The organism is Chitinophaga pollutisoli (assembly GCF_038396755.1).
Classification (GTDB): domain Bacteria; phylum Bacteroidota; class Bacteroidia; order Chitinophagales; family Chitinophagaceae; genus Chitinophaga; species Chitinophaga pollutisoli.
The window spans coordinates 2,291,574-2,307,657 of record NZ_CP149822.1; the positions used below are offsets into that span (position 1 = coordinate 2,291,574).

The window sequence follows — 16,084 nt, forward strand, 5'->3', positions numbered from 1 at the left end:
TATCCTCTATGCATCCTGGCTGATGGTGCTGCTGAGTTTGCCGTACACGTCCTTCGAACCGCAAATCGAATTCCTTTTCACCAAACAGCTGGTGTACAAAATACACCATTGGCGATGGAGCTTTTACCTGCATGTGTTCGTGAGCACGGCAGTGCTGGTGGCGGGATTGTTCCAGTTCAGCCGCTATCTTTTGCAGCGGCATCCGGGCGTCCACCGGGTGGCGGGATACGTGTATGTGGTAACGGTAATCGCGCTGAGCGGGCCCAGCGGGCTGGTGATGGGATATTATGCGAACGGGGGCGCCTGGGCGCAGGTGAGCTTTATACTGCTGGCCGTTTGGTGGATCGGTTTCACGGCGATGGCGATGTGGTATATCCGGAAAAAAACTGGAAAAAGCATGCAGACATGATGGCCCGCAGTTATGCGCTCACGCTGTCTGCCGTCACGCTCCGGTTTTATGTTTTCGTTATAGCCGCACTCGGCCTGGAAATTGCTCCGCGCACGGCTTACATCTGGATCGCCTGGCTCAGCTGGACGTTGAACCTCCTGCTGGCGGAGTATCTCATCCGGAAACGGGTATTTACCGCATGGCGAGCGGAACGGATTTCGGCGTGAAGCGGCCTTCCGGACTGATGGCAAAATATTCCACCCCCACTTCATTCATTTCTTCCATTTTATTTTCGGCGTAGCCGTTCTGCGCGGGGTCTTTTTCGTACCGCACAGCGAATTTGCGCACTTCCACTTCGCCATTGCCTGTGATCTTCCCCACCCGGAAAGGCTCATCCAGGATGCGATGACCGCCTACGATCATTTTGTCGAGCAGCTTGCCGTTGGCGTCGAAGCTGGCGAGGTAATAGCAATAGGGCGCGCCTTCGTCCATCATCACATCCTGCACGGCGTAAGTGAGTACGGTGAATTGCGGCGTGGATTGTACACTCCCGATGTAATAGTATTCGCTGCCCACGTCGCGGGAGAATTTGGCGTTCCGCATTTCGGGGATGAATTTCTCGAAATCGTAGGTAACGTTACTGAACGATTTGTCTTCCCTGAATTTCGTATCGAACACCACGGGCAATTCCAGCGGCTGGAATTCGTGGGAGAAGAGTTTCCAGAGGAGGCGGTCGGGATCGCTGGCGCCGGAGAGCGCTGCCGTTATCTCGTTGTCAAAGCGCCAGCGGATTTCGCGCAGCGGGGCGAGGTCGCTGTCTTTGTAGATCTGCGCCGTATTTGTATAGCCGAATTCGATGGCGGACACGAGGTAATGGAAGGCGCTGTCTTCCTTGCCGGATTTGGCGTACAGGCAGGCGGTGTTGTATAGTAATTTGGAAACGGGTTTATATCCCAGCAGGTCGGCGATATGATAGGCTTGCAGCGCTTGTTCCACGCTGAGTCTGGCTTGCATGGAGGCAGATCCGTCACCCATTTCAGAGAGGGCGTTGCCATATTCGAAGAAAGCGGCTGCGCGGGGGGCTTTGAGGATGGATTGACGAAAGAGCGGCAATGCAGCCGCGGGATTTTCCTGGTTGCGGTACACATCGATCGCCTGACGAAAAAGTCTGTCGGCTTCATTTTCGGGAAGATCTTTCCTGGAAGTGAAAAGCAGGACGCTGTCCTCGTTCAGGTGATAACCTTCCGTCAGCGTATATGCGGAGTTGTTAGACGATCCGGTTTTGATTTCGCCGTTTTGCTGGCAGGCTGCGGCGGATAATATGATGGCGATCAGGGGGATGTGGCGCATAGGGGATGAAATTTCCGCTTCAAATATACGGTTATTCCATATAAAAGGTTTCCCCCGGGCGGAGGCGGGAGCGCCGCTGCGCGGGGGAAACCAGGTAACATTCAAAGGATCATTGGTTCAGTTTGAAACGGATGGGAACATTGAACCAGACGGCCACATTACGCCCGTTCTGGCGGCCGGCTTTCCATTTCGGCATTTTCCGGATCACGCGGAGCGCCTCTTCTTCGCAACCCGCGCCCACTTTTCTGCCGGTTGTTTCTACATTGGTGATGGAACCGTCTACATTCACGACGAATTTTACAAAAACAGTCCCTTCGATGCCGGATTCTGACGCCATGTGCGGGTAGCGCATGTGGTCGTTGAGAAACGCGTACATAGCTTTTTCACCTCCGGGGAACTCCGGCATTATTTCCACGAAAGTGGGGAAATCCTCTTTCTTCTTCACCTCCGGCACTTCGATCACCCTGGTACCTTCCGGCACGCTTTCGAATGGGTTATCCACGCCGCCGGGTTCGCCTGCAATGTCTTTAGTGCTGATGGCCACGTCCTTCAATTCGTCCATCGTTTTCATTTCATCCTCCGGGTTCACTTTATCATCTTCCACTACTTTAACGGTCACATGTTTTACGGAAGCGGTTTGCGGCGGGGGCTCCACGGCGCGGGGCGGCGGGGGCGTGAATTTCCTTTCTTCCGGAGGCACCTCTATCATATCCGGCGCTTCGAAAATGACGGGCTTCACCACATTTTCAGCGGCTTTGGAATTTGAAGCCCATGTGTAGGCACCAATGCAGAGGAGGACAATCCCCGCCATGCCAGCCACGGCGTTGCGGACGCGGCGGTCATACTTGCGGCGGAGGTCGTAGGCGCCGTAATCTTTATTGCGGGAATTGAAGAGAATGTCGAGGAAGTCTGGTTTAGGCATTTGGGAGGTATTCATGGCGATAACGTTTAACAGGAAGATGCCCCGCCCTTACTATTTCCATAAACGATTCCCGGCGCCGTTTTTAACATATTGAACCTTTTAACGTTACGATTGTTCTACAAACGTAACCGCTGTTGTTAAACGGATACATACCTTGTATGAGTTGCTGTTTCCCGAACATAATAAGGCGGATGGTCTGCTTGACCGCTGTGCTGACAACCGTTGCCGGAAATACCCATGCCCAGCAGGGAGGCGCGACCGGCCCCGCATACACGCTGGAAGAATGCGTGCAGTATGCCCTCCGCAACCAGAACAACGTCGTCAACGCCCGGCTGTCGCGGCAGATGTCTACAGAAAAGATCCGTGAAACCCGCGGCTACCTGCTCCCGCACGCCAACATCACCGGTAATTTCACCGATAACCTGAAACTCCAGACCTCTCTCATCCCCGACTTTACGGGCGACCCCAATAATAAAGTCCCCGTGCAATTCGGCACCAAATTCTCCTCAGCGATCACCGGCGAAGTGACACAAACCCTCATCAACAGCGACTACTTCCTCGGCCTCAAAGCCGCCAGGGTATACGACGAACTGGCCGTCCGCGATTACGAGCGCGCCGCTATCGATACCCGCGTTCAGGTTAGCGTCGCTTATTTTAATGTGCTTGTCAGCCAGGAAAGCATCCGGCTGGTGGAAACCAACCTCGCCCAGTTCGGTAAAACCCTCAAGGATACACGCGCCCGGTACGACGAAGGCGTGGCCGAGCGCATCGATGTGGATCGTATCCAGACCTCTTACAACAGTGTGGAAGCACAGCGCGCCAATCTCCAGCGGCAGCTGGATTACACTTACGACGTCCTCAAGTTCCAGATGGGCATGCCCATCGATTCTCCGGTTGCGGTGAAGGAAAATATCCGTTCGTTTACCGACGACATGCCCGATAGCCTTAACTACCGCTTCCTCGACCGGCCCGAATACGCCATGCAGCGCGTGCAGGTGGAGCTGGACCGGCTCAGCCTCAAAAGCAAGAGACTGCAGATCATTCCTACCCTCAACGCATTCGTCAATTACGGTTTCAACTATTTTTCCGAAAACTTCGGCGATTTGTATAAAACCGGCTTCGGCACTTCCGCTCTCGGCGTCCGCCTTACCTGGCCCATTTTCTCCGGAACAGAAAGGATTTACGCCGCCCGCCAGCTCGCCCTCACCCTGCAGCAAAGCGAAAACAACTTACAATATCTCGGCCAGCAAATCCAGCTGGAAGTGCGGGAAGGGTGGACTTCCTACCGCAACAACCTCAACTCCCTCAATACCCAGGAAAAGAATATGGCCCTTACGCAGGGAATATACGACAGGGTGGTATTGAAGTATGAAGAAGGCGTGGCCACGAGCCTCGACGTGCTCTCGGCTGACAGCGAGCTGAAAACAGCGCAAAACGATTACATCAATGCATTGATCAATACCCTCATCAGTAAAGTGAAACTCGACCAGGCGATGGGTAAAATAAAAGCGGAATAAACTCCTTGTTATGCAACTTTACCGGAACCTTTATATCATGCTGATCCCACTGCTGGCGGCGGCTTGCAAGGGCAAACAAGCCCGGCAGCAGATGGCGGGGGGCGCCATGCCCAAAACCACCGTCTCCGTCTTCGAAGTGAAGGCCGCCAGCTACACCGTCACCGAAAGCTTTCCCGCTTCGTTAACCGGCAACGTGCAGGTCGATATCAAATCCGATGTGACCGGCTTCCTCCAGAAAATCCATGCGCAGGACGGCAGTAACGTTTCGAAAGGACAGGCGCTTTACGAGGTAGACAAGAGCCGCAGCCAGGCCGCATACGACGAAGCCAATGCGGCGGTAATCCAGGCGGAGGCGGACCTTGCGCTGAAGAAACGCGATTATGAACGGTATTCCAACCTGCTTAAAAAAGATGCGATTTCCAAACAAACGGTTGACCAGGCGGAAACGGCGGTAAAAACTTCCGAAGCCATGCTCGCCGCAGCCCGCGCCACGCGCGCCCGTACCGGAACCGACATCAGCCATGCCGTTTTGCGCGCGCCCATCGCCGGAAAGATCGGCATCGCGCAGCTGCGCATCGGTGACCTGGTGACGGCAGGTACCACCATTATCAACACGCTCGTCAACGAAGATCCCATCTTCGCCGATATCGACATTCCCCAAACCCGTTACAACGAATTCCGTAAAGACGTCAGCGGCCGCGATGGCGGAAATCAATATTTCCTCACTTTCCCCAACGGCGAATTATATCCCGAACCGGGAAAAATCCTGCTGGTGAACAACGCCGTGGATCCCCGTACGGGCACGCTCCGCGTGCGGCTTACGTTTCCCAACAAAAAAGGCCAGCTTAAATCGGGGATGACCGCCACGATGCAGATGCATTACAAAACCGGCGAACAGCAGGTGGCCATTCCCGCGAAAGCTATCATGGAACTGCTGAGCGAAGTGAAAGTCTACACCCTCGGCCCTGGAAATGTAGTGGAAGTGAAACCTGTGCAGAAAGGTTCCCTGCTCGACAGCCTGCAGATCATCAACAGCGGCCTGCAGGCCGGCGACAAGGTGATTACGGATGGCCTCCAGAAGATACGCCCCGGCGATACCGTCAATGTTAAATAAAAGGCACCATGATTGCGAAAACGTTCATAGAAAGGAAGAATACTACGATCGTGATTGCCATCATCATGGTGATCGTAGGCCTCATCTGCATGATCAATCTGCCGGTGGCCCAGCTCCCCGACATTGCGCCGCCAACCGTATCCGTGAGCGCCAGTTATATCGGGGCCAACTCCACCACCGTGGAAGAAACGGTGACCACGCCCATCGAGAACCAGGTAAACGGTACCCCCGGCGCCATGTACCTGCAATCGGCCAGCGCGAACGACGGGTCCATGAGTATTACCGTCACATTCGAAATCGGCACCGATCCCGACATTTCCACCCTTGATGTGCAAAACCGCGTGAGCATCGCCTCGCCCAGCGTACCTGACGACGTGCGCCGTGTGGGCATCACCACCAAAAAGCGCTCGAACGACATGCTCATGGTGGTAGCCTTGCTTTCGCCGAACGGCACGCACTCCAAAGCATTCCTCGACAACTACCTCAATATCAACCTGAAGCCAGAAATTTCTCGTGTGAACGGCGTGGGCGACGTGCAGGCCTTCTCCAACGATTACTCCATGCGCATTTGGCTGGACCCGGAGAAGATGGCCAACCTCGGCCTCACGCCCGCCATGGTGGCGGGCGCCATCCAGGAGCAGAACACCCAGGCGCCGGCAGGCATCATCGGTGCGCCTCCCGCCAATAAAGACCAGGCTTTCGAATATTCCGTGAAAGTGCGCGGCCGCCTGCTCACTGCGGAAGAATTCGGCGACATCATCGTGTCCAGCAATCCAAATACCGGCTCCCTCGTGCGCCTGTCCGACATTTCGCGGCAGGAGCTCGGATCCTTCAGTTACGCGATTGACGTAAAGGCCGACGGCAAAACCGGTACAGGGATGGGCATCTACCTCACACCCGGCGCCAACGCCCTCGACGTGGCCGAACGCGTGGAAGCGCGGATGGCGGAGCTGAAAAAAACATTCCCCGACGACATCGACTGGATGGTGCCGTTTGAAACCGTTTCCTTCGTGCGGATTTCCATCAGCGAAGTGATCCAGACGTTTATCGAAGCGCTGCTGCTTGTGGTGATCGTGGTGTACATCTTCCTGCAAAGCTGGCGCGCCACGCTGATTCCCATCCTCGTTATCCCGGTGTCGCTCATCGGAACGTTCATCTTCTTCCAGCTACTGGGCTTTTCGATCAATACGCTGACGTTGTTCGGCTTTGTATTGGCGATCGGGATTGTGGTGGACGACGCCATTGTGGTGGTGGAAGCGGTCCAGCATCATATCGACGCCAATGGCATGACCCCGCGCGATGCTACTTTCAAGGCGATGGAAGAAGTGTCGGCGCCGGTGATCGCCATCGGCCTGATCCTCGCGGCGGTATTCGTGCCCGTGGCGTTTATCCCCGGCGTGAGCGGGAAGCTATACCAGCAGTTCGCACTGACGATCGCTTTTTCCGTAATCCTCTCCGCTTTCCTGGCGCTCAGCCTTACGCCGGCGTTGTGCGCAGTGATGATGCGCCCTTCCAACCTCAATCCAGAATCGAAAGGGCTGGGTAAGCTGCACTACAAATTCAACACCTGGTTCGATAAATTCACGAAAAGCTACACCCATGGCGTTCGCAGGTCGATCAAGCAGACCGCGTTGGTTTTGATATTGATGGGCATCCTGTTTGGCGCGGCTTTCCTGTTGTTCAAGCGCGTGCCCTCGACTTTTGTACCGCAGGAAGACATGGGCGCGATGTTCCTGGCGCTTGACCTGCCGGATGCATCTTCATCCATGCGTACCCGCCAACTGGCCGAACATGTCAACCATATCCTGTCGGAAGACCCTGCTGTGCAGCACTACATGGCAGTAACAGGGATGAACTTCATCGGCGGCGGCGCGGTAAAACCCAGTTCCGCGACCTGGTTCGTGAACCTCAAGCCCTGGGACGAACGATACGCCAACGGGCAGAACATGAAAACGGTGCTGGGCAGGATTCAGGGCAAGCTGGCCCAGATCACGGAAGCCACGGCGCTGGTTATTCCGGCGCCTACGCTGCGGGGGCTCGGCACGTCTTCCGGGTTCTCGTATGTCTTGGAGCAGCGCTCCGGGACCGACATCACCGAATTTGCGCGGGTGCTGCAAAACGTGTTGATCGCGGCGAACAAGCGGCCGGAGATACAAATGGCGTACGCTTTCTTCAGCGCTTCCACGCCGGAATACGATGTGGAGGTCGACAGGGAAAGGTGTAAACAGATGGGCGTGGCCGTGAATGACGTGTTCAGCGCGCTGCAAACGTTTTTAGGCGGCATGTACGTGAATGATTTCACCCGTTTCGGCAGGAGCTTCCGCGTGGTGCTGCAGGCCGACACCGCTTACCGTAAAAACATCAGCCAGCTGCAATACTATTATGTCCGGAATGCATCCGGCACGATGGTGCCGCTGAGCACGCTGATCAATTATAAGATGGGTGCGGGCGCCCCCGTCATCAACCACTTCAACCTGTACCGCTCCGCGGAAATCAGCGGCACGAGCAACCCCGGATTTTCTTCCGGCGACGCGATCCGGGCCATGGAAGAGGTTTCTGCGGAAGTGCTCCCCGCCAATTTCGGATACGACTGGTCCAATATATCCCGCCAGGAAATCGAAGCGGGCAACAAGAGTTTCCTCATTTTTATGTTGTCCATCCTTTTCGTATTCCTGTTATTAACTGCCTTATATGAAAGTTGGTCTGTCCCATTTTCGGTTCTCCTGGCCGTCCCTGTAGCCTTGTTTGGAAGCATTCTTGCACTTTGGCTTACCGGGCAAGCCAATAGCGTATATAGCCAGATCGGGCTTATAACGTTGATTGGTTTGTCCGCCAAGAATGCCATCCTGATCGTTGAATTCTGCAAGGAGCGTGTAGACAGGGGGATGCCGTTGATCCAGGCTACGCTGGAAGCCGTGGCCCTTCGTTTCCGGCCGATCCTCATGACGTCGTTCGCGTTTATTCTTGGCGTGTTGCCGCTGGTATTTTCCCAGGGCGCGGGCGCGGCGTCGCGCACCAATATCGGGTTTACAGTGGTGGGGGGGATGCTGGCGGCTACATTGCTGGGGATCTTCACCGTGCCGGTATTGTACGTGCTGATCACGCGGCTGGCGTATGGCAAGAAGAAGCTGGCGCAGCTGGAAGAAGAAGGGAAAGACAATCCGGCCAACCAGCCGGGGCATCATTAGTTCCTTTCTTCGGCATTGTCGCGCTCCCACCCGGTGTCGCGGATCATCATGTTCGTATAGGCATCTGCCTGTATGATTTTCTGCAATTCTTCTATTCTTTCTTTCGCCGCGTTCACGTATTGCTTGTCGTCGCGGAAAGCGGCCAGGCCTTTGAGGGATTTTTCGTCGAACCGGCGGAACATCCTCGCGGCGCGTTGCGACTGGTACGCTCTGCGCCCCAGCATTTCGAGCACATCCGTGCCCAGGCGCAACGAGGTATCGATGGTTTCCCGGTAAATATGGAGTACGCCCGCGTTCATCAGGTCGAAGGCGTCGGCATTATCCACGGCGCGCACCAGCATGCGGAGGTGCGGAAAATGTTTCTTCACGGCCTGCACCACTTCCAGGTTCTTCTCCGGCGTAGCCATGGCCACCACGATGATGGCAGCCTGTTCCGCCCCGGCCGACTTCAACATTTCGAACCGCGAAGCGTCGCCGTAATGTACTTTGAGGCCCATCTTGCGGAGGAGGTCTACCCTGTCGGAATCCAGGTCCAGCACCGTGGCCGGCACGCCGCTGGCACGCAGGAAGCGGCCGATCACCGTGCCGAAATGATCGAACCCGGCGATGATCACCGCGTTACGCTCATCGATCTTGTCATCTTCCCGTTCATTTTCTTTTGACATCCCCTCAAACTTCGGCTGTATCCATTTTTCGTAAGCGAGCATTACCAATGGGGTGAGCGCCATCGATATTGCGACCACGGCCATCATCAAATCCACCAACTGCTGCGGCAGCAGCTTCGCGCCGGCAGAGAAAGAAAACAGTACAAAAGCGAATTCGCCTACCTGCGGCAGCGCGAAGGAGAACAGCAGGTTCTGGTCGCGGCTGAGCCGGAAGAGCTTGCCAAGTCCCGCCAGCACGATGAATTTCACGATCATGATCCCAATCACCAGGCCGGCAACGATCCACGGCGAATTTTCGATGAGATCGAAGTTGATGGTGGCGCCTACGCCGATGAAGAACAAACCCAGCAGCAATCCCTTGAACGGTTCGATATCGCTTTCCAGTTCATGCCGGTATTCGCTGTTGGCGAGCAGCACGCCGCCCAGGAAAGCGCCCAGCGCCGGGCTCAGCCCCACCAGCGTCATCAGCACGGCGATCCCAACCACCAGGAGCAACGCCGAAGCGGTAAACAGCTCCCGCAGCCGGGTGCGCGCCACGATGTGGAGTACCGGCTTCACAATGTAACGCCCTCCTATCACCAGCCCCAGCACGGCTCCCAGCACCACGATCGTTTTCACCCAAGCCGGCTGGTGCTCAATCAGCGAGCTGGTTTCTTCGGCCGTCAACGTTGTGCCGGCGGGCGCCAGCAGCGGAAAGATCGCCAGCATGGGGATCACCGCGATATCCTGGAACAGCAATACGGAAAATGCGCTCTGCCCGGCGGCGGAACCCATTTGTCCCTTTTCGGTTAATATTTGCAAAACGATGGCGGTAGATGAAAGCGACAGGATCATCCCGATCACGAGCGCCTGGTTCCAGGGCAGCCCGCAGGCCATGGCCAGCCCGCCGATCAGCATGGCCGTCACCACTACCTGCAACCCGCCGAGCCCCAGGATGGGCGCGCGCAGTTTCCATAAAAGGGAGGGCTCCAGTTCCATGCCTATCAAAAACAGCATCATCACCACGCCGAACTCCGCGAAATGCATGAGATCCTGCCCGCTCTGCCCGATCAGCCCCAGCAGGGCAGGACCGATGATGATCCCGCCGAGCAGGTAACCCAGCACGGAACCGAGATTCAGCTTTTTGGCCAGCGGCACAAACACCACCATCGTAGCCAGATACACAAGTGCCTGATAAAAGAAGGATTCGTTCGACATATGTAGGATTTACTGGGTTCAGCGGGGAGGCGCCGGCAAAAGCCCCGGCAGGCCCGTCAGCATATTGGCTTCGGGCTGGCGCATCAGTGCCTTGAGATCGATCGTGTTATTAGAAAGCCCTTGCAGCAGTTGAACAAAGCCATCTGCATATCGCGCCAGGTCTTCGTCGGCGATATGCGCGGAACCCGGAACGATGTAAGGCGGAAGGTAATCCATATGGCACAACGCCGCCGTTTGCCGGTAAGGCAGCAGGAAGTCGCAGACCGCGTGGCCGTGGTGCCCTCCGGCCGTGTATGCGTGCGCATTGCCGCCGGTGGAGATCACCTGCATGAGGTATTTCCCCTGCAGCGCAACGCCGTCTTTGCCATACGCCCAGCCATGTTCCAGCACGAGGTCCATCCATTGTTTCAGGAGGGCCGGACCGCTGTACCAATAAAAAGGATGTTGCAGGATGATGAGGTCGTGCTTTTCGAGGATGGGCTGCTCCTGTTTGGGCAACACGTCGAAATCGGGATATTCTTCGTACAGATCGCGCAGCGTTATGCCGGGCAGCGTGCGCACCGCCTTCAGGAGCCGGGCATGCACGCGCGAGCGCTCGAATGCCGGATGGGCGAACAGGATTAGAATTTTCAAACGGCTAAAAATTACAAATGTGCACTGAAGTTAAGATTTTATTCCACTCCAATGCACATTCGCAAGTAGTAAGGTATCCTTATATCTGCAGGGCTCCCGCCGCCGCTTCGTCCACGAACCAGTGCAACTGGCCGTTTTCGGGGCGGATGAGCTGGGAAGGATATTTGTCGGGGTCCGGATTGCCGTCGAGCACCGCTTTCAGCGTCAGCGCCTTTCCTTCTCCCGTAGCCATAAACACCACGCAGGAAGCGAGGTTGGTAACGGGAGCGGTGAGGGTGATGCGGTACATGTCCTGCGCTTCCAGCCAAAAGGATTTCGCCCAGGCTTTCTTCTCCTGGACGATCGGCAGGCCGGGGAACAGCGACAACGTATGGCCATCGTCGCCCATGCCGAGGAGCACCAGGTCGAAGGTGTTCTCCTTTCCTTTGAAATATTTGTGCAGGATGGTTTCGTATTCCTTCGCGGATGCTTCCGGCTCGATGTCCGTCCGCATCACATGGATATTTTCGGGAAGGGCGCCCACTTTGTCGAGCAGCACGTCGTACGCCATGCGGGCGTTGTTGCGCGGGTCTTCGAAAGGCACGGCGCGCTCGTCCCCCCAGAAGAAATGTACGCGGTTCCACTCGATCATGTTCACGTAAGGCTCTTTGGCGAGCAGCGCGTACAGGCTTTTCGGGGTGTTGCCGCCGGACAGCACGAAGGTGAAGATTTCCTTTTGCTGCAGCGTTTCCTGGATGTACTGTGTCAGGAACGCGGCCAGGTTTTCACTGAGCTGTTGCGGATTATTGGCGATGTGTAATTCCATGCTTTATTTTTTTCCGGTGGCAGATTGATCCAGGCGTGGCCGTCGCGGGCGATGAGGGCGTCGGCGTCTTCGGGGCCCCAGGAGTCCGGAACGTAGTTCGGGAAGTCTACCGGGTGGCGGTTCTCCCAGGTTTCCAGGATGGGCATGATCACCTTCCAGGCGGATTCCACCTGGTCGGCGCGCATGAAGAGCGTGGCGTCGCCTTCCATCACATCGAGCAGCAGGGTCTCATACGCTTCGGGGGTATGATCGTCGCTGTTGTCGTAAGTGAAGGTCATGTTCACCGGGTCGAGGCTCATCGTTTGCCCCGGGCGTTTGGCCTGGAAGCGGATGCGGATGTCCATTTCGGGCTGGATACTGATCGTGAGCCGGTTGCTGCGCCAGGATTCCGCCGCTTCCGAAGGGAATGCGAAGGTAGGCGCGTCTTTGAACTGGATAGTGATGTGGGTGGATTTCTGGTGCATCAGCTTGCCGGTGCGCACGTAAAACGGCACGCCCTGCCAGCGCCAGTTGTCGATGAAGAACTTTACCGCGGCGTAAGTTTCGGTCGCCGACTGCGGGTTCACCCCCTTTTCCTCACGGTACCCCGTCATCTCCTTCCCTTTCATCCAGCCGGCGCCATATTGCCCACGCACGGCGTATTCGTGCACGTCTTCCTTCCGGATAGGGCGGATGGCGTTGAGCACGTCTACTTTCTTATTACGGATCTCGTTGGCGTCGAAGGAAACGGGCGCCTCCATGGCTACCATGCACATGAGCTGCAGAATGTGATTCTGCACCATGTCGCGCAGTGCGCCGGAATGCTCGTAGTAACCGCCGCGGCCTTCCAGCCCCACGCTTTCGGCGGCGGTGATCTGGATGTGGTCGATGTAATGGCGGTTCCATACCGGTTCGAAAAGCGCGTTGGCGAAGCGGAGCGCCAGGATGTTCTGCACGGTTTCCTTACCGAGGTAATGGTCGATGCGGAAGATCTGCTCTTCTGCGAAAAGCCCTGTCAACAGGTCATTCAGCTCATGCGCGCTTTCGAGGTCGTGACCGAAGGGTTTTTCGATCACGATGCGGGTGGTATTTTTCTCTTTGCAAAGATTGAGCGTGCCCAGCTCCTGTGCGATGGACGGCACCAGCTGGGGCGCCACGGCGAGGTAGAAGATCACGTTGGGATGCACGCCCCATTCTTCTTCTTTCTTACAAACGTAATCTGCGATCCGCTGGTACGACGCGATGTCGCCCGCATCCAGCTGCAGGTAATTGACGTGCTGGAAGAATTCCTGGTAATGGCTCTCGCTTTCCGCTTTGCGGCGCGAAAATTTATCCAGCCCTTCCTGCAGGTGGCCGCGGTATTTGTCGTCGGAGTATTCCGTACGGCCGATGCCCACGATGGCGAACTGATCCGGCATCCACTCGTCGAGGAAAAGGTTGTACAGCGCGGGTGTCAGTTTCCGGTAGTTCAGGTCGCCGCTGCCGCCGAAGATGAAGAGGATGGAAGCAGGGGGGCGCTTATGATGTTGCATAAAAAAGTAAAAGATTAATGGTGTTGCCAGTTGGTGTGAAAACTGCCTGGCATGTCTATACGCTGATAAGTATGCGCGCCGAAGTAATCGCGTTGCGCCTGCACCATGTTGGTGGGCAGCACTTCGCAGCGGTATGCGTCGAAATACGACAGGGCGGCCATGAAGCCCGCTGCCGGCAGGCCTGCCTGGGCCGCCTGTACGATCACGGCGCGCATGTTATGTTCTTTGGATTTGACTATTTCGGACACCGCTTTGTTCAATAACAGGTTGGGAACTTCCGGGGCGGATTTGAGCGCCTCGTAGAAAGTGCCCAACAGGGCCGAACGGATGATGCATCCGCCACGCCATACCTTCACGGCCTCGGGGAGCGGGATCTGCATATCGTGTGCTTCGGAAGCGGTATGCAGCATGGCCATGCCCTGTGCGTAACACATTACGGTAGCAAACTGCAGCGCGTCTTTCACCTGGTCGATGAACAGCTTCGTTTCCGCGGGAACGGGAATCTTAGGCTCGGCGTACACTTTGGATGCCTGCACCCTTTCGTCTTTATAAGCCGAAATGCTGCGCATAGATACCGCCGTGTCGATGATGGTCACGGGAACGGCGAGGTCCATGGCTTCCTGGGAAGTCCATTTGCCGGTGCCTTTGGAGCCGGCCTTGTCGAGGATAACATCGATCAGGCGCTGGCCGGATTTATCGTCGGGCTGCAGGAAAATGTCGGCGGTAATTTCCAGGAGGAAAGACTGCATCTCTCCTGCATTCCATGTTTTATATACTTCGTGGAGCTGGTCGTTGTTGAGGCCGGCGGATTTGAGGAGCCGGTAGCTTTCGCTGATCAGCTGCATGATGGCGTATTCGATGCCGTTATGCACCATTTTCACGTACTGGCCGGCGGCGCCCTTGCCCAGGTAAGCCACGCAGGGCTCGCCGTTCACTTTGGCCGCGATGGCTTCCAGCATAGGTTTTACGTGGTCGTAGGCTTCCTTGTCGCCACCCGGCATGATGCTCGGGCCTGTGCGCGCGCCTTGCTCGCCGCCGGACACGCCCACGCCCATGAAATGGAACCCGGCCGCTTTCATGCGCTCCACCCGGCGAAGGGTGTCGGTGAAATGGGAATTGCCGCCGTCGATCACAATATCGCCGGGCGCCAGGAGCGGGCGCAGCGATTCCAGCACTTCGTCGACCGGCTTGCCTGCCGGAACGAGCATCATGATCCTGCGGGGGCTTTGCAATTGCCCTACCATTTCTTCCAGCGACACCACGCCTTTCACGCGGGTGCCTGCGGTGGCGGAGGTTTCGAGGGCTTTGGCCTTCTCCGTGTCCTTGTCGAAGCCGATCACGGCAAATCCATGGTCCGCCATGTTGAGCAACAGGTTGCGCCCCATTACCCCCAGGCCGATCATGCCGAATTCATACAAGCTGTTTGACATATATTCAGTTATCAGTATTGAAGGGGCGAAATTAGCCTTTTGCCCCCATTAATTATTTGCGGAGTTGCAAGGTAAGATCGCGGAGCGCTTCCAGCGCCCGGTGCGCCAGCTCCTTCACCTTCTCGTCGGTCAGGTTGCCCTGTTCGTCGAATTTTGACGGCGCGGCGGCCACCAGCACTTCGGGCTTGGCGATCTGTTTCATATCCAGAAATTGGAAAACAGGTTTGAACGCCAGCTGCATCCGCACCGTTCCCCACATCCCCGGCGTGGCGCCCATCAGGGCTACCGGTTTGTGCATCAAAGGCGCATCCGTGCCACGGCTCGCCCAGTCGATGGCGTTTTTCAACCCGCCCGGGATCGAATAATTATACTCGGGGGACACGATTAAAAACGCATCCGCCCGCGCCAGCGCCTCACGCATCGCTACCACCGAAGGCGGCCGCTCCCCCGTATCGAGGTCGGCGTTATATAATGGAACTTCATCAAATGTGACGATTTCGGAAGTCATCCCCGCCGGAAGATTGGCCAGGACGGCGCGCAGCAGCGCCGTGTTGTATGAGCCTTTCCGGAGACTACCGGAAAGACCCGCAATATGTACGTTGGTACTCATGTGGTTTGCAGTTCGAACATCAACGCGGCAAAAATAGGTACAAAAAAGCATCAGGAAAAGGAAAAACAGGGGGAGAAAGGGCAGGAACGACGAAAACCAGCCACCAGACAAGCCGGCAGCCGGTTATGGGGTTTATGGATAACAGTCTTACCAATCACTTCACCAACCGGAACAGGCACTGCCAACCTTTGGGCAGGCAGCGCCTAACCCACTGATTGTTAATCGGTAACCCCAAACAGGTAAACTGTCGTTTTACTATTACAAGTCCCGTGCCGCAGAATTATTTATCTTGTATACATTATGAAAAAAGCGCTCCTGACCTGCCTGTTCGCCGCCGCCGCTACGGCTGTTTCGGCCCAGCAAAAAACCAAAGCCAGCCTCAACCACCTGGCCCTTTACGTCCAGCACCTGGAAAAATCCACAGCTTTCTACCGCGACCTGGTGGGCCTCGATACCATTCCCGAGCCCTTCCACGACGGCAAGCACACCTGGTTTTCGGTGGGCCCGAAAAGCCACCTGCACCTCATCGCAGGGGCCACGGCGCCCTACACCGGCGACCGCAATTCGCACATCTGCTTCAGCGTGCCCTCCGTCGGACAATTCATCGATAAACTGGCGAAAGCCGGCATCCCGTTCATCAACTGGGCCGGCGAAAAAGGGAAAGTCACCAAACGGGTCGACGGCGTGCAGCAAATCTACCTGCAGGATCCCGACGGATACTGGATCGAAGTGAATGACGCCAGGGAGTAATGCT

At 56.4% G+C, this 16,084-nt stretch carries 12 protein-coding genes and 1 pseudogene; 5 read left to right on the forward strand and 8 right to left on the reverse strand.

Translation table 11 applies throughout. The features are described 5' to 3' along the window. The first annotated feature begins 22 nt into the window (after positions 1-22). Positions 23-615: pseudogene (locus tag WJU16_RS09295) on the forward strand (DUF2306 domain-containing protein). Here the strand turns inward: WJU16_RS09295 and WJU16_RS09300 are convergent. Further along, the gene (locus WJU16_RS09300) at positions 581-1,738 is read right to left on the reverse strand and encodes a TPR end-of-group domain-containing protein (RefSeq protein ID WP_341838043.1); all 1,158 of its coding nucleotides are present in this window, start codon (positions 1,736-1,738) and stop codon (positions 581-583) included. The pseudogene WJU16_RS09295 and the gene WJU16_RS09300 overlap by 35 nt on opposite strands. A gap of 109 nt (positions 1,739-1,847) precedes the next feature. Continuing rightward, positions 1,848-2,660 (reverse strand): energy transducer TonB, encoded by an 813-nt coding sequence (locus WJU16_RS09305; RefSeq protein ID WP_341838044.1) that lies wholly within the window; start codon positions 2,658-2,660, stop codon positions 1,848-1,850. A 191-nt stretch (positions 2,661-2,851) separates the two neighbouring features. Between WJU16_RS09305 and WJU16_RS09310 the strand changes: the two genes are divergently transcribed. Genes WJU16_RS09310 through WJU16_RS09320 form a run of 3 tightly spaced genes read left to right on the forward strand, consistent with a single transcriptional unit; the run spans position 2,852 to position 8,479 of the window. Beyond that, positions 2,852-4,177 carry a TolC family protein gene (locus WJU16_RS09310; RefSeq protein ID WP_341838045.1) on the forward strand — a complete coding sequence of 442 codons (1,326 nt, stop codon included), beginning with the start codon at positions 2,852-2,854 and terminating at the stop codon, positions 4,175-4,177. Between the two features lie 10 nt (positions 4,178-4,187). Next, a complete protein-coding gene (locus tag WJU16_RS09315; protein ID WP_341838046.1) occupies positions 4,188-5,291 on the forward strand; it encodes an efflux RND transporter periplasmic adaptor subunit in 1,104 nt (367 codons plus the stop codon). A gap of 8 nt (positions 5,292-5,299) precedes the next feature. Further along, the gene (locus WJU16_RS09320) at positions 5,300-8,479 is read left to right on the forward strand and encodes a multidrug efflux RND transporter permease subunit (protein ID WP_341838047.1); all 3,180 of its coding nucleotides are present in this window, start codon (positions 5,300-5,302) and stop codon (positions 8,477-8,479) included. Here the strand turns inward: WJU16_RS09320 and WJU16_RS09325 are convergent. The 6 genes from WJU16_RS09325 to WJU16_RS09350 all read right to left on the reverse strand — a co-directional run bounded on the left by WJU16_RS09325 (position 8,476) and on the right by WJU16_RS09350 (position 15,330). Then, positions 8,476-10,341, reverse strand: a complete 1,866-nt coding sequence (locus tag WJU16_RS09325) for a monovalent cation:proton antiporter-2 (CPA2) family protein (RefSeq protein WP_341838048.1) — start codon at positions 10,339-10,341, stop codon at positions 8,476-8,478. The two genes, WJU16_RS09320 and WJU16_RS09325, sit on opposite strands and share 4 nt — an antisense overlap. A gap of 18 nt (positions 10,342-10,359) precedes the next feature. Next, positions 10,360-10,974: an NAD(P)H-dependent oxidoreductase gene (locus tag WJU16_RS09330; protein WP_341838049.1), complete on the reverse strand. Its 615-nt coding sequence runs from the start codon at positions 10,972-10,974 to the stop codon at positions 10,360-10,362. Positions 10,975-11,053: 79 nt separating this feature from the next. After that, entirely contained in the window at positions 11,054-11,779 is a 726-nt protein-coding gene (pgl, locus tag WJU16_RS09335) for a 6-phosphogluconolactonase (protein WP_341838050.1), read from the reverse strand. Continuing rightward, positions 11,719-13,290, reverse strand: coding sequence for a glucose-6-phosphate dehydrogenase (gene zwf, locus WJU16_RS09340; protein WP_341838051.1), 1,572 nt, complete (start codon positions 13,288-13,290; stop codon positions 11,719-11,721). The genes pgl and zwf overlap by 61 nt, the downstream gene beginning before the upstream one ends. A 14-nt stretch (positions 13,291-13,304) precedes the next feature. Continuing rightward, positions 13,305-14,720, reverse strand: coding sequence for an NADP-dependent phosphogluconate dehydrogenase (gndA, locus tag WJU16_RS09345; RefSeq protein ID WP_341838052.1), 1,416 nt, complete (start codon positions 14,718-14,720; stop codon positions 13,305-13,307). 52 nt (positions 14,721-14,772) lie between these two features. Then, positions 14,773-15,330 carry an NADPH-dependent FMN reductase gene (locus tag WJU16_RS09350; RefSeq protein ID WP_341838053.1) on the reverse strand — a complete coding sequence of 186 codons (558 nt, stop codon included), beginning with the start codon at positions 15,328-15,330 and terminating at the stop codon, positions 14,773-14,775. Positions 15,331-15,630: 300 nt separating this feature from the next. On the opposite strand from WJU16_RS09350, the gene WJU16_RS09355 reads away from it, so the two are divergent. After that, complete coding sequence (locus WJU16_RS09355) at positions 15,631-16,080, forward strand: VOC family protein (RefSeq protein ID WP_341838054.1); 450 nt, start codon at positions 15,631-15,633, stop codon at positions 16,078-16,080. The last annotated feature ends 4 nt before the right edge of the window (positions 16,081-16,084 follow it).